General features: G+C 64.2%; 14 protein-coding genes. 12 read left to right on the top strand and 2 right to left on the bottom strand.

Going from position 1 to position 14,192, the window contains the following annotated elements; genetic code table 11:
- Nucleotides 1–81 precede the first annotated feature (81 nt).
- Nucleotides 82–2,394, top strand: coding sequence for a polyribonucleotide nucleotidyltransferase (gene pnp / locus VGG51_07095; protein HEY1882788.1), 2,313 nt, complete (start codon nt 82–84; stop codon nt 2,392–2,394).
- Between the two features lie 28 nt (nt 2,395–2,422).
- On the opposite strand, the gene VGG51_07090 is transcribed toward pnp, so the two are convergent.
- Entirely contained in the window at nt 2,423–4,273 is a 1,851-nt protein-coding gene (locus VGG51_07090) for a Plug domain-containing protein (GenBank protein ID HEY1882787.1), read from the bottom strand.
- Nucleotides 4,274–4,306: 33 nt separating this feature from the next.
- Between VGG51_07090 and VGG51_07085 the strand changes: the two genes are divergently transcribed.
- The 11 genes from VGG51_07085 (at nt 4,307) to VGG51_07035 (ending at nt 13,972) form a co-directional block, all read left to right on the top strand.
- Nucleotides 4,307–4,564, top strand: a complete 258-nt coding sequence (locus VGG51_07085) for a hypothetical protein (GenBank protein ID HEY1882786.1) — start codon at nt 4,307–4,309, stop codon at nt 4,562–4,564.
- 3 nt (nt 4,565–4,567) lie between these two features.
- Nucleotides 4,568–5,380: a tetratricopeptide repeat protein gene (locus VGG51_07080; protein ID HEY1882785.1), complete on the top strand. Its 813-nt coding sequence runs from the start codon at nt 4,568–4,570 to the stop codon at nt 5,378–5,380.
- A gap of 77 nt (nt 5,381–5,457) precedes the next feature.
- Nucleotides 5,458–6,048 carry a plastocyanin/azurin family copper-binding protein gene (locus tag VGG51_07075; GenBank protein ID HEY1882784.1) on the top strand — a complete coding sequence of 197 codons (591 nt, stop codon included), beginning with the start codon at nt 5,458–5,460 and terminating at the stop codon, nt 6,046–6,048.
- On the top strand, nt 6,045–7,142 hold the full coding sequence (locus tag VGG51_07070; GenBank protein HEY1882783.1) for an SCO family protein: 1,098 nt from the start codon (nt 6,045–6,047) through the stop codon (nt 7,140–7,142). Before VGG51_07075 ends, VGG51_07070 begins: the two co-directional genes overlap by 4 nt.
- Complete coding sequence (locus tag VGG51_07065) at nt 7,139–7,594, top strand: plastocyanin/azurin family copper-binding protein (protein ID HEY1882782.1); 456 nt, start codon at nt 7,139–7,141, stop codon at nt 7,592–7,594. Before VGG51_07070 ends, VGG51_07065 begins: the two co-directional genes overlap by 4 nt.
- Nucleotides 7,595–7,631: 37 nt before the next feature.
- Nucleotides 7,632–8,714: a hypothetical protein gene (locus VGG51_07060; GenBank protein ID HEY1882781.1), complete on the top strand. Its 1,083-nt coding sequence runs from the start codon at nt 7,632–7,634 to the stop codon at nt 8,712–8,714.
- Between the two features lie 7 nt (nt 8,715–8,721).
- Complete coding sequence (locus VGG51_07055) at nt 8,722–9,390, top strand: response regulator transcription factor (protein ID HEY1882780.1); 669 nt, start codon at nt 8,722–8,724, stop codon at nt 9,388–9,390.
- A gap of 61 nt (nt 9,391–9,451) precedes the next feature.
- Nucleotides 9,452–10,387 carry a HAMP domain-containing sensor histidine kinase gene (locus tag VGG51_07050; GenBank protein ID HEY1882779.1) on the top strand — a complete coding sequence of 312 codons (936 nt, stop codon included), beginning with the start codon at nt 9,452–9,454 and terminating at the stop codon, nt 10,385–10,387.
- A gap of 26 nt (nt 10,388–10,413) precedes the next feature.
- The gene (locus tag VGG51_07045; protein ID HEY1882778.1) at nt 10,414–11,940 is read left to right on the top strand and encodes a menaquinone biosynthesis decarboxylase; all 1,527 of its coding nucleotides are present in this window, start codon (nt 10,414–10,416) and stop codon (nt 11,938–11,940) included.
- An 8-nt stretch (nt 11,941–11,948) separates the two neighbouring features.
- A complete protein-coding gene (locus tag VGG51_07040) occupies nt 11,949–12,797 on the top strand; it encodes a 4-hydroxybenzoate octaprenyltransferase (GenBank protein ID HEY1882777.1) in 849 nt (282 codons plus the stop codon).
- Nucleotides 12,794–13,972 carry a branched-chain amino acid ABC transporter substrate-binding protein gene (locus tag VGG51_07035; GenBank protein HEY1882776.1) on the top strand — a complete coding sequence of 393 codons (1,179 nt, stop codon included), beginning with the start codon at nt 12,794–12,796 and terminating at the stop codon, nt 13,970–13,972. Before VGG51_07040 ends, VGG51_07035 begins: the two co-directional genes overlap by 4 nt.
- Before the next feature lie 38 nt (nt 13,973–14,010).
- Here VGG51_07035 and VGG51_07030 read toward each other — a convergent pair.
- Nucleotides 14,011–14,192, bottom strand: a 182-nt coding sequence (locus VGG51_07030; protein ID HEY1882775.1) for a hypothetical protein, incomplete at its 5' end; no start/stop codon positions are given.

The following is a 14,192-nucleotide window of genomic DNA, read 5'->3' as shown; positions in this document are numbered from 1 at the left end:
CGCGGCAGGGCGCCCACCGCCCCAGCCCGAATCCGGCGCGGTTAATCAAAAGTAATAATACATACTAACTTAGGAGACACCGTGCCCGAATCCGTAACATTGACGGTCGGCGGGCGCACGATGGTCATCGAAACCGGCGAGCTCGCGAAGCAAGCAAATGGCTCCGCTCTGGTTCGTTATGGCGACCAAAATGTCGTGCTCTGCGCTGTGACCGCGTCCGAAAAGCCTCGCGAAGGCATCGACTTCTTCCCCCTCACCTGCGATTTCGAAGAGAAGATGTATGCAGCCGGAAAGATTCCCGGCGGGTACATCAAGCGTGAAGGGCGTCCCCCCGAGCATGCCGTGATCAGCTCCCGTCAGATGGACCGGCCGATCCGCCCGCTCTTTCCAGATGGTTTCCGCAACGACGTGCAGGTCGTCGCGACCGTGCTCTCGATCGATCCCGAACTCGATGCCGACGTGCTCGGCGTCTGCGCTGCCGGCGCCGCACTCGCGCTGAGCGACATTCCGTTCGACAAGACGGTAGCCGCGGTCCGCGTCGGGCGTGACGAAGACGGCAAGTTGATCTGCAATCCGACGCTGCCGCAGTACGAAAGCGGCGGCATGGACATCGTGATCGCCGGTACCGCCGACGCCGTGATGATGGTCGAAGGCGGCGGCCACGAAATTGCCGAGGAAGACTTTCTCGCTGCCGTCGAATTCGCGCACGCCGAAATTCGCAAGATCGTCAAAGCGATCGATCAGCTTGCAAAGAAGAACGGCAAGAAAAAACGCGAGTTCCCGCTCCTCACGGTCGATGCGACGCTCGACAAGTGGGTGCGAAAGTCGTTTGCAAAAGACATCGCCAAAGCGATGCGGATCGTCGACAAACAAAAGCGCGAGGAGGCGTTCGGCGAGATTACCGTCGACGAAGCGATCGCGCGTTGCGGCAAGAAGGACGAGAACGTGCGAGCGCTCCTCGAAGCTCCGCTTACCGTAAAAGAGTTCGGCAAGATCCTCAAGGCCATGGAAGAGGAAGAGCTTCGCGTCATGGTCGTCGATGAAAAAGTCCGGCCGGACGGCCGTAAACCCGACGAGATCCGTCCGATCTGGTGCAAGGTGCACTACGTGCCCCGCGTGCACGGGTCGGGAATATTCACCCGCGGTCAAACGCAGGTCTTTACGGCGGCGACGCTCGGCTCCACGAGTGACGCGCAGCGCCTGGACGGCATCGTCGCGCTCGAAAACAAGCGCTACATGCACTTTTACAACTTTCCGCCATACTCGGTCGGTGAGACGCGCCCGATGCGCGGACCCGGCCGCCGCGAGATCGGCCACGGGCATCTTGCCGAACGCGCGCTCGTTCCCGTGCTTCCGCCGAAGGACGAGTTCCCGTACACGCTGCGCCTGATGAGCGAGGTGCTCGAATCCAACGGTTCGTCGTCGATGGCGTCGGTCTGCGGCTCGTCGCTAGCGCTCATGGACGCCGGCGTGCCGATTCGCGAGCACGTCGCCGGCGTCGCAATGGGCTTGATTCTCAAGGGCGACAAGTACACCGTCCTCACCGATATCCAGGGTCTCGAGGACGCGCTGGGCGAGATGGACTTCAAGGTGGCGGGCACGCGCAAGGGCATCACCGCGATCCAGATGGACATCAAAGTCCAAGGCGTTACGATCGCCATCATGCGAGAAGCGATGGAACAAGCCCGCAAGTCGCGTTACTTCATCATCGACAAGCTCGCCGAGGCGATCGCGCAGCCGCGCGAAGCGCTCTCGCAGTACGCACCGCGAATGATCGTGATCAAGATCGATCCGGCGAAGATCAAAGACGTCATCGGTCCCGGCGGAAAGGTCATCAACAAGATCATCGCCGACACCGGCGTCGAGAAGATCGACATCGAGGACGACGGCAGCGTCTTCATCACGTCGCTCGACGGCGCGTCGGGCGACAAAGCCAGAGAGATCGTCGAGAACCTCACCAAAGAGGTCGTCGTCGGCGAGACCTATCGCGGCACGGTTACCCGGATCATCGCGATCGGCGCATTCGTGCAGATCCTTCCCGGCAAGGAGGGCCTCGTGCACATCAGCCAGCTCGCGCCGAACCGGGTTGACAAGGTCGAGGACGTCGTCAAAGTCGGAGACGAGGTGATGGTAAAGGTTATGGAGATCGACGGCCAAGGACGCCTCAACCTCTCCCGAAAGGCGCTGATGGGTGGCGTTTCGGGCAACGGCGATCCGGGCGGCCGCGCCCCGCGCGAGTTCACTCCGCGCGAGTTCACACCCCGCGACGCCGCACCGCGTGACGCCGCACCGCGTGACGCCGCACCGCGTGACGCTGCGCCGAGCGCTAGTGCGCCCGGGGCTCCCCCGATGCGCCGCCGCCGCCGAACGCAGGGGCGTCACGAAGACGAATAGGTAAACGCGTGGAGGATTGCGTAGCGGATCACTGACCGCCGAAGCGCAATCCGACATCGAGGAACGTGCGATGCATGCGATCCTCCACGCCGGCAAACCACCGCAGCCGTGCGGCAATTGGTCCCGAAACGTCACCGTCGACGTGATAGAACGGCGTGCCGTCAAGGAGATCTCGCCGGTAGATGAGGTCGAAGCGAAGCGGGCTGCGCGCTTCGTACGTCAACCACATCGCATTGACGGTCGGCGCCGAGCCTTCATCGTAACCCGCGACGACGAACGGCGTCACCGTGTCGGTAACGTGCATCGTCCACGCGCGCAGCGCGAGCTCGGGCGTCACCTGCCAGGTCGCGGCCAGCCCGGCGGAGGTAATCGTACCGGTGGTAACCCCGGTAACCCGCTGTGAGGCCTCCTCGAACGAAACGCGAACGCGGGAAAGATCCGTGTACGTTAAGGCTCCGGCGACGAGCTCGTTGCGCTCGAGCTGCACCGACGTCGGCGGGTAGTCGATGTAATCGTACTGCTCGAGGAAGGTCGGGAGCGTAAACGAGCCGCTGCCCTGGATATTGAGGCTCCAGCGACCCTCGGGAAAGAGCTGCGCCTGCAAGGACGGCGCGGCCAGCGTGGTCTTTGCCGGCTGCGACACGCCGTACAATCCGCCTCCATAATCTATCCAAAAGGCACCGAGGCCGGCTTTGACATCGTAGCCGGCGCCGGTCGCGTGAATGCCGGCGTCGAGCCGCGACTGCGAGAGCGTAGCGCCGATGCTAGGCAACAGCGACCACCCGGCCTGCTGATCGTAGAGGCCGGTGGAGAGCCGCAGTCCGAGATCGGCGAACGCCGAGACCGCGCCAGACGTGTGCGCACCGATCAGAACGTTCGAGTCCGACCAGATCGCGGCGGCCGAGTACGCCGCCGAGCCGAACGTATAGTTTCCCCGGTCTACAGCCGCCGAGGCGTACAGGTTCTCGAGCTGCGGATTCGCATAGGTCGCGTTGACGAAAGAGTAGCTTCCCGCGTAATTCGACAGCGGCGTTCCGAAGGTCCGCCCCTGTTCGCTTCCGCCGGTGAATGCGAGCGTTTGATCGCCGCCCGGAGACCAAGTCGCCGACACGTCACCGCGCTGGCGCGACTCGGTATCGTTGCTGAACGCTCCGAACACCGCGCCCGCTGCGTCGGAACCCACCTGCGCGCGGGCGATTGTATCGCTCCCAACGCTTGCAACCTGCCAGTTCGAATCGCTGACGAAAGGGTTAAGGTCGGCAATGCCGCCGGCGGCCTGATCACCATAGAGAAACGCATTGCTCGCAGGCTGCAGCGCGGCGCTGCGCTCGAACTGCGCGGGGATCAGCGCGTAGGGAGAGCCGCCGGCGACGATGTCGTAGTTCGGAGAGCCGTCGTCGACCAGCAGCGATCCGTCCGGCGAGAGCCCGCGGTCGCTGACGCGGGAGCCGGGATAGGGGCTCTGGCTCTGCGCCAGCAGCGTAAAGGGACGCAATCCGAGGATAGACTCGACGTTTGCGTACGGGAGGCTCTCGATATCCGAAGCGTTGGGCGCGTCGCTCGCGAGCGCCGCATACCGGCGGACGATGACGACGACCGGCTCGCCCTCGCGTACCCCCGCCTGGGCTGCAGCACAGTACCGGCAGCGGATGACGACCGATGAGATGCCCGCCGCATCGATCGCAAAGGTACCGGAAGAATCGGTCGTTGCGAGTACCGGCGGGGCTCCGAACCGCCGCCCCTCGACGCTCGCGCCGGAGATAGGGACTCCGCCTTGATCTCGGACGGCGCCCACAACCAACGGAGCCGCAGCCCGCGCGGGGAGCGCCACCAGCATCACCAAAAGGAGCGCCGCCGCGCCGTTATGCGGGAGGTTCACGGATTCTTTAGACTTTCGGCTATGATGGAAGGAGTGTCAAGAACCCCGCTCCATCCCGTCGTCGTTTCTGTGCTGCTCGCACTCCTCATCGCTTGCGGCCACTTTGCCGTAGCCGGGGCAGAGTCGCTCGAGGACGCAATCGCGGGCGTTTTGACCCCATCGGCGGCCCCCGCGATGCTCGGCCCCATTACTTCGGCCGGCCGGACCGGATGGGAGTGCAAACCGGAGCGCGCGGCGTCCTCTACCGGATGGCGCCAGGCCGAACTCCCTGCCGGCGCGGGTAATCCGTGAACGATGCGCGTTCTGCTTGCCGGCGCCGTACTCACCGGTCTGATGACGGCTGCGGCAACGGGACAAACGTATTCGACGTCTCGTCCGCTTCCACGCACGACCTCTGAGCCCGCGCTTCGAACGCTCGCAACGCAACGCGAGGTCGAGGAGCGCTTTAGGATCGGGCTGAGCGCCTTATCCCGCAACGACTGGAAATCGGCAATCGCCGAGTTTGAACGAATCGTCGCACTCGATCCGCCCGAACCCAAAGGCTCGACGGCCCGGTACGATCTCGCGATCGCCTACGCAAACGACGGGCACAACGACGACGCCGCACGCGAACTGCGCGCGGCGCTGGCGCTCGATCCCGGTTTCTTGGCCGCCATGGCCAATCTCATCGCCGTCGATCTCGCGCGCGGCGACATCGGCGAGGCGCGTGCGACCGCCGACCGCTACGTCACCCTCGATCCGGACTCGGCGCGCGCGCTCTACTCGCGCGGAATCGTCGCGTTGCACGCCGGCGACGCGGTAACCGCGCGCCAAGACTTCGGAAAACTCCTCCATGCAAATGCCTCCTATGCGGTCGCTCACTACGACCTCGCACTCGCCGAAGAGCGCCTGGGACGCTATGATGCGGCGGAGCGAGAACTGCGCAGCGCGTTAGCGCTCGCGCCGGCCTATGCTCGGGCGCGATTCGCGCTCGGGGTCGTGCTCCTGAGAGAGGGAGAGCATGCGGCCGCACGCAGTGCCTTCGAACGAGCCTGCAGCGACGCCGGTGCAGACCCGGCCCTGCAAAATATCGCGGCTGCGATGCGCGATTCGATCCGGGTTCCCTGAGCAAAAAAGGTCTTTATACTTTTTTCATCCGGCCGGGCTACCCTAGCGAGCACAATCGACACTCTCTTGGAGGTTTCATGTCAACACGACTCGCGGGTCTCTCTTTGGCGATAGCCGCCGCCTCACTTGCGGCTTGCGCCGGCGGCGGTACCGGAACCGGCGCATCGGGTGCCAATACCGTGCTCCTTCCGTCGTACAATCAAAACGTCACCGTCTTCGCGACCGTGCCGAAGGACACAATCGGCGAGGAACTGCCCAGCGAAGGCCTTGGAGCGATCAACGATCCACACTGGAAGGCGACGCTCGGCGGTTTCACCCAGACGAAGTTCTCGCAAGCCCTCGGCTTCCCGACCGGCACGAAAATCACGCTGGAGAATCTCTCTAAAAACATCTCGCACACGATGAACGTCGTGAAAAAGATCAAAAAGGCCCCGGCCAAGTTCCCGAGCAGTCCGTCGCTGACCACGAACGCGCGCGGGGGCGGCGTTCTGGGGCCGAAGTTCGCGAGCGGCGTCCTGTCGCCCGGCAAGTCGGTGAGCGTCATGCTATCGAAGGCCGGCACCTACCTGTTCGGCTGTGCCTTTCACTATCAAGACGGAATGCGCGACGTCATCGTCGTGAAAGCCAAGGCGACTCCCGGCCCGCAAGCGACACCGCCGGGACAGTGAAGTCTCCAACACTTGCTGCGGCCTTCGCGCTCGTAACCGCCGGCGCGATCGCTGCCTGCACGAACGGCGGCGGTCTCGGCAGCATCAATAGCGGTGGTGGAGGGCCTACGCCCTCCCCGCCGCCCTCGAAGGGCATCGGTGTCGGCATTCCAACCGGAACCATCGGCGTCGAAGACGATCCGGTTTGGGGAACCGTCAGCGGTTACACTCAAAACAAGACCTCACAGGTGTTGGCCTATCCTCCCGGAGCTACGGTCGCGGTGACGAACCTTTCGTCGACCACGCCGCACACGCTCAACGTCATTGCCGTCGCGAGTTCGCCGCCGGCGAAGTGGCCGAAAGATCCGAGCCTCTCCTTCTCTCCCAGCGGCAACGGCGTGTTAGGCTCCAACTACGCCAGCGGTACGATCAATCCGGGAAAGAGCGTCAAGGTCAAACTGACGAACCCGGGTACGTACCTCATCGGCTGCGCGTTCCACTATATCGAGTTCGAGATGCGGGACGTCATCGAGGTCGTCGCCGGCGCGACGCCCGGTCCGAGCGCCTCGCCCGGCAGCGGCGGTTACGAACCTCGTGCTCCCAAACCAGCCCCGAAAGCGACAAGTGCCCCCGGCGAGCCGCAGCTCATCGACCAGCGGGGCCGTCCCTTCACGCTCTCGTCGTTGCGCGGCAAACCGCTCGCGGTGACCTTCATCGCCGCTCACTGCACCGACGCGTGCCCACTCGTCAACGCTCAGTTCCAGCAGGCGGCCGAACAAATGCAGCACCGTCATCTGGAGGGGAAATTGCTTACCATTACCCTCGACCCCGAACACGATTCACCGCACGACATGCAAGTGCTCGCGCATCGCTTCAACGCCGACCCTCGCTATTGGATCGTCGCGGGCGGATCGAAATCGAACGTCCACAAAATAATGCGCGCCTTCAACGTGATCTCCGAAGAGGGAGAGCACGGCATCCACGATCGTCATTCTACTTTTGTTTACGCATTCAACTCTTCGGGCGAGCTCGCGCAGACGATGCTGGCCTCAACAGCTCTCGACGACGATCTCGTCGCAGCCTTTGCCGGCCGGCGCTGGATCACACAGCGATGAGCCGCCGGATCCTCCTCTCGATGCTCGCGCTGCTGCTTGCCGCGTGCACGGCCGGCGGAACGCCGGTCGCCAGCGGCGGCAGCGGCGGCGCCACGATCGACGTCAATCTTACGCTCAGCCAGCCGGTGAAAACGGCGTATGGCGAAAGCGGCGGCTATACTCCCGCCATTACGAACGTCGCGGTCGGCTCCGAGATCCACTTCACGAATACCGACAGCTTCGCGCACACCGCAACGGAGATTCCGAATGCAACGCAGTTCCCCGATGGATCGCCCTTCGGCATCTCGGCAACGCAGCAACACGGAACGAGCCTCTCGGGCGGCTTCAGCAGCGGAGCGCTCCAGGCCGGATCGTCCTCGCAGACCATCGCGGTCGATCGCGCCGGTACCTATCTCTTCGGCTGTTTCTTCCACTACGGCGCACCGATGCGAGCGGCGATCATTGCGCAATAGCACCGCTGTCGCAGCGCTCGCGGTACTCCTCGTAGGAATGGCCTGCGCGCCGGCGAGCGCGATTCCGATCTTTGCGCAACGCTATCATCTGAAATGCGGTCAGTGCCACAGCGTCCTTCCCGAACTCAACGCGTTCGGAAACTACTTTCGCAATCATGGATATCGTCTGCCGCTGCCCGAGCACGGCACGACCGTCTTCGCGATTCGTTATCAGATGGAGTACGACCAGCATCCGGCGTCGGGTTCCCGCCAGTGGCAGGGGGGCGGCATCGTCCTCGGCAGTGCAAACTTCGGACCGATCACCACGTTTCTGCACTACAGTCTGGGCGCAGCCGGAGGACCGAGCGGCACCTACCTCCTCTTTGCCGCCGGCTATGACGAGCACACGAAGACGCTCGTTCGCGGGGGACTCTTCGAGCTTCCGCTCACGCAGTCGCCGGGGCAGCGCCTCGACGATCTCGAGCAGTACGGCTACTACGGCGCGCACGTCGGCTTGAACAACCTTCCGCTTTCGTCGCCGCGCTGGGGCCTGATGGCGGAGAAGACGGTCGGCAACCTCCGCGTCGACGGCGTCGTCGCGTTCGCTTCTTTCCAGGGAGCACCCTACGGGGGAAAACCGGTCCCAACCGGCGAGACGACCTGGAACAGCAGCCCGGAGTTTAGCCTCTGGCTGCGCCAGACGCTCGCCCAAAGCAACAAGAGCCTCTTCGAAATCGGCGGGACCGCGCTGGGCGGCACGCTCGGCGTCTTGCCGTCAGGCCGCCTGCCCTTTGCCGACCTGTACGAACGGTACGGACTGATGGCCCACGCCAGCTACGGAGATCTCGATCTCCAAGCCGAACAGTGGTACGGCGACGACCACGACGCCGACGGGCTTCTGACCAACCAGCATTCAACGGGTGGATATGTGCGCCTGAAATACTATCCGATTCCGCACGCCTACTTCGGCCTGCGTTACGACGCATATGCGAACCCGTTCATCAACCGTGACTTCGTTTATTACGCTGCGGTCCAGATCGCTCCGTGCCGGGTCTTGCTGCAAGAGGTTCAACCGCCGGGGCAACATCCGTTCCTCAGCGGCGCCTTCACGATCGCCTTCCCCGGACCGCTGAAAAACTAGGACAACAATGCGAATACTCGTAGTAGAAGATAACGCCGCGGTCGCCGACTCGATCCGCAAAATGCTCGAGACGCGAAAGTACGCGGCCAACGTCGTCTCGGACGGCGAGACCGGGCTCGACCATCTGGTCAGCCGCACGTACGACGTCGCGGTCGTCGACGTGGGCCTCCCAGGGCTCGACGGCTTTACTCTCGCGCGCAACGCACGGGCTGCCGGCGTCCAGACGCCGATCCTCATGCTGACCGCGCGCGATGCGGTCGAAGACCGGGTCGCCGGTCTCAACTGCGGCGCCGACGACTATCTCGTGAAGCCGTTTGTCGAGGAGGAGCTGATCGCGCGCGTAAGCGCGATGCTGCGTCGCGGCGAACGGCCCCTGTTCGGCGTCCTCGACGTAGGCGCGCTGCGTGTCGATCTCGCTGCGCGTAACGTCACGTACGAAGGCAAGCCCGTCGCGTTGGGGGCGACGGAGTTTCGCCTCCTCGAGTTCCTCGCACGCAACGCCGGCATCGCCCTCTCTCGCGCGCAGATCGTCGAACGCATCTGGGATTACGATTTTGACGGATCGAGCAACATCGTCGACGTCTATATCAGCCAGCTGCGCCGAAAGCTCGGGAAGCTCGGCGCAAGAGGCATCATCGAGACGGTCTGGGGCATCGGATATCGCGTGAAGGCGTAGCTCGCCGGCTCCGGGAGCCGTCCCGGAGGCTCCCTCGCCAATCCCTTCGAAAGACGAAAGGTTGATTCGCGCCTCGTTAGTCGTTCGCACGGCAGCACTCTACCTCTGCGTTTTCATTTGCGTCCTTGCAGCTCTGAGCATCGGCGCCTACGCTTTCATTGCCCGTGAATACAGCTCGATGCTCGGCCCGGCACTCAATACGCCGGAGGCGAGCGCCGGGTTCGCGGCGGCAATGCATCGCGTCGTGGCAACGATCGCCGAATTCGACTTGCCGCTGGTAGTCGTCGTAGCGGTCGCTTCGTACCTATTGGCGCGCACGGCGATCGCGCCGCTCGAAGCGGCACGCGAGCGCGAACGCCGCTTTACGGGTGACGCCGCGCACGAGCTGCGCTCGCCGCTCACGGCGATCGCCGCGGTCGCGCAAGCCGCGCGCGCGAACGCTACGCAAGAGAGCCGCACGGCGTTCGAGACGATCGCACGAACCGCGCTCGAGGCCGCCGACGTCGTCACCGACCTGCTGACGCTGGCGCGAGATCCGGCACAGCGCGTGCTGCACTGCGAACCGCTCGATCTTGCCGCGATCGTCAACCTCACGTCGCGCGAAACGCAGCCGCTTGCCGACGCACGCGGCGTCACGCTCGACGTAAGCGCAGGCAGCGCCATCGTCGACGGCGACGAACGCCGCTTGCGCGAACTGGTGCGCAACCTGCTTGAAAATGCGATCCGCCACGCTCGCCGGACCGTGGGCATTCGTTCGCGATGCAACGGCCGCGTCTGTGAGATCGTCGTCGAAGACGACGGCGTCGGTGTCCCGCGCGACGATCGGGAACGCGTCTTCGAGCGTTTCTACCGGCTTTCAAACGACGGTTCCGGTGCGGGCCTCGGCCTGGCCATCGTCCGCTGGATCGCGTCGGCGCACGGAGGCGGAGTCGTCGTCGACGACTCGTCCCGCGGCGGTGCGCGTTTCGTCGCGGCCTTTCCGGCGCGCGAGGGTTAAGCCGCCCCGCGCATAAGGACGGCGCCATGGCATTCCGTTCGCTCGAGGCGTTCGTCGAAGCGTTGCGCAAGGCCGGCGAACTGCACGTCGTTTCGGAAAGGGTCGATCCCCGGCTCGAGATCAGCGAGATCGCCAACCGCGTGGTGAAGGCGGGCGGCCCGGCGCTGCTCTTTACCGATGTCAAAGGATCCAGCTTCCCCGTTTTGACCAATCAGTTCGGAACCGCGCACCGGATGGCCATGGCGCTGGGGGCCGCGAGCCTCGACGAAGTCGCGGCGCGCGTTGCCGCGCTGACGGCGATGCGCCCGCCCAGCGGATCGATCGTCGAGAAGATCGGCGGTGCACTGGCCTTCGCGCCGCTCGCAAACGCGATCCCGAAGACCGTCAACGCAGGGAGCGCGCAGGATGTCGTCATGGAGAAGCCCGATTTGACGAAGCTGCCGGTCTTGACGACCTGGCCGCGGGACGCCGGGCCGTTCATCACGTTGCCGCTCGTCATCACGAAAGACCCGCACAGCGGGCGCACCAACGTCGGAATGTATCGCATGCAAGTGTACGGCGCGACGGAGACCGGCATGCACTGGCAGCGGCACAAACACGGACGCGCACACGCCGATGCCTGGGGCACGCGAGTACCGGTCGCCGTCGCCATCGGCACGGACCCGGTGCTCACCTACGCGGCGACCGCCCCGCTTCCGCCGCTGCTCGACGAGTTTGCGTTCGCCGGCCTCTTACGCGGAAAGCCCGTCGAGCTAACGCCGGCCAAGCAGGTCGACCTCCTCGTGCCGGCCGACGCTGAGTTCGTCCTCGAAGGTTACGTTGACAACGAAGACCTTCGGCTCGAAGGCCCATTCGGCGATCACACCGGCGTCTATAGCTTGGCCGACCGTTATCCAACGTTTCACGTTACGTGCATTACGCACCGCCGCAAACCGATCTACGCCGCTACCGTCGTCGGCAAACCGCCGATGGAAGACGCGTGGCTGGGCAAGGCCACGGAGCGCATCTTCCTGCCGTTGCTGCAGGCGATGCTGCCCGAGGTGGTCGACATGAACCTCCCGGTCGAAGGCGGCTTCCACAATCTCGCCCTGGTCTCGATTCGCAAAACCTATCCGGGTCAGGCGAAGAAGGTGATGAACGCGCTCTGGGGATTGGGGCACATGATGATGCTCACGCGCGTCTTGATCGTGGTCGACGCCGACGTCGACGTCTCGCAAACGCGCGAGGTCGCGTGGTCCGTGCTCAACAACCTCGCGCCCGAGCGCGACGTGGTGACGATGCCGGGGCCGGTCGACGACCTCGACCATGGTTCCTACAGCATCGCGTACGGCACGAAGATCGGCATCGACGCGACCCGTAAAGACGCGTCCGAAGGATACACGCGGGAATGGCCGCCGGAGATGCTGATGGACGCCGCGACTCGCCGCCTCGTTAGCGAGCGCTGGAGCGCCTACGGGCTCGACCGTATCGCGAAGGCGCTGCGTCCCGATCCGTGGTCCGGGCAAGGCATGCACGCCTACGAACGGCTGATGCAGTCGCGAAACGAACCGTAAGGGTGCGTTTGAACGGGATTCGTCTTTTCTTGCGCGAGATCCGCATCGAGCACACGCTCTTTGCTTTGCCCTTCGCCTACGTCGGCGCGATTCTCGCGGCGCACGGACTTCCCGCGCCGGCAAAGCTGGCGTGGATCACGCTGGCGGTACTCGGGGCGCGCACCGCGGCGATGGCGGCCAATCGGTTCTTAGACCGCGAGATCGACGCACAAAACCCCCGGACGCAAAGGCGAGCGCTCGCTAGCGGGTCGCTGCCGCCTTCGAGCATGCTGTGGGCGATGGCCATCGGCCTCAGCATTCTTTTATGGGCAGCGTGGATGCTAAACCCACTGTGCCTCAAGCTGCTGCCGATCGCTGTCGTGCTCTTGCTGATCTATCCGCTCTGCAAGCGCTTCACGTGGCTGACTCATTTCGTGCTGGGAGCCGTCGACGGTCTCGCTCCCCTTGGCGCCTACGTCGGCATTGCCGGGAGGATTACGCCGTCGGCGGTTGCGCTCTTTGCCGCCGTGACGATCTGGGTCGCGGGCTTCGACATCATCTACGCGCTGATGGACTTCGGAGTCGATCGCGCGCAGGGGATTCGCTCGCTGCCGGCTCGCTTCGGCGAGCGCAGCGGCCGGCTCGTACCCATTGCTCTGCATCTGGGAATGCTCGGCCTGCTGGCGTGGGCCGGCATCCTGGACGGCGCCGGGCGCCCTTACTATCTCGGCGTCGTCGCCGTCGCGGTCTTGGTTCTCTATGAAGAGCACCTATTTCGCAGCGGCGCCAATTTGTTCGTCATCAACGAGCGCGTCTTTCTCTCGAACATGATCTTTTCGGTCTTCTTTTTGGCGACGACATTGGGCGCGTATCGATGAAGCGGCGCGCTTTTCTTGCCGCGGCGACCGCGACGGCCGCGACGACTGCGCGCGCGCCCGCGCAGATCGTTCCGGCTCAACCGATCAATCAGCTCAACAATTTTCTTCCCCAGCTGACGATCGCCGTCAACGTGACGCTCTCGGGTGCCTTGGCGAAATACGGCAACGAAGTCGTCAAAGGCGTGCAAGCCGCCGTCGACGAGCAGAATCGTTTCCATGCCCCGATCGGCAACGTGTGGGGTTTGAAACCGTTGGACGATCGAAACGACGGCGGACTCGCCGCCTCGAATGCCAACGTCGCGGCGGCCGACTCGACCGTCGTCGGCGTGGTTGGGAATTTAACGGCCGCGATGACGCTGGCGGCGCTCTCCCGATACGCCAATATGGGCTTTGCGCTGATCGTCCCGACCGTCACGGCCGACGCCGTTACCGGGCGCGGGTACCACAACGTCTACCGGCTGCCGGCAAAAGACAGCACGGCCGGCCGCCTTTTCGCCGGATCGGCCCTCGACGGAAAGCGGGGCGTTTCGACCGTTGCGGTCGCCTTCGACGGCGACTACGGCTACGACGTCGCGCGCGGCTTCGTCGCCGAGGCCCGAAACGGGCATCACTCCTCGGAACTGCTGCTTTTTCCGCTGGACAAGACCGATCCCGCGCAAGCCGCGCGAACGATCTTCGACCGCGCCCCGGGCTACGTTTTCCTCAGCGGCAAGACCGCCGAAATGGGGCCGATCGCGCTCGCGCTTCGGCTGGCCGGATACACCGGCGACTTCGGCGCGTCGGACGGCTTCTACAACAGCGACACGATCGCGACCTACGCAACGACGCTCGACGGCGCCTACGTCGCCTCACCGATGCCGCCGCTCGATCGCGTTACGAGCGCCGTGCAGCTCGTCGCAGATTTTCAGCGTGAGGTGACGCAGATCACGGCGTTCTCCGCGTTCGGTTACGCCGCCGGACAGCTGATCATCGCCGCCTCGCAGCGTGGAGGTGCCACGACGAAGACCTCGCTTCTAACGTCTTTACAGCACGGCGGTACGTTTACGGCGCTCGTCGGACAGTTCGCCTTCAACATCAGCGGCGATCCGCTCATTCCGAACATCTATCTCTACACCGTCGGCAAGGACGGATTCAAGTACGCCCGTCCCGCCGTACGGACGGGCTTTGTATTGTAACGCCGTTCATTCCAACCTTTTCGCTCGTACGCCAAGCGTCAGCGGACGAATTCGTCTTCGGGGACGACGCGCAAGCGATGGGGAGGTGCGACTCGCTCCTTCAGCTTTTCGTCGCTATCCTCGATCGCCAGCACGAAGCGCAGACGCCAGGAGCCCAGCGCAAGCGTAAAGTTCGTTCCAATGATCTCCACGATTATGCCTCCACTCGCTGCCAGCGCCA

The sequence above is a fragment of the Candidatus Cybelea sp. genome (genome assembly GCA_036489315.1).
Taxonomy (GTDB): Bacteria; Vulcanimicrobiota; Vulcanimicrobiia; order Vulcanimicrobiales; family Vulcanimicrobiaceae; genus Cybelea.
Note: the sequence above shows the minus strand (reverse complement) of the source record. Positions and strands in the feature narration are given on the sequence as shown.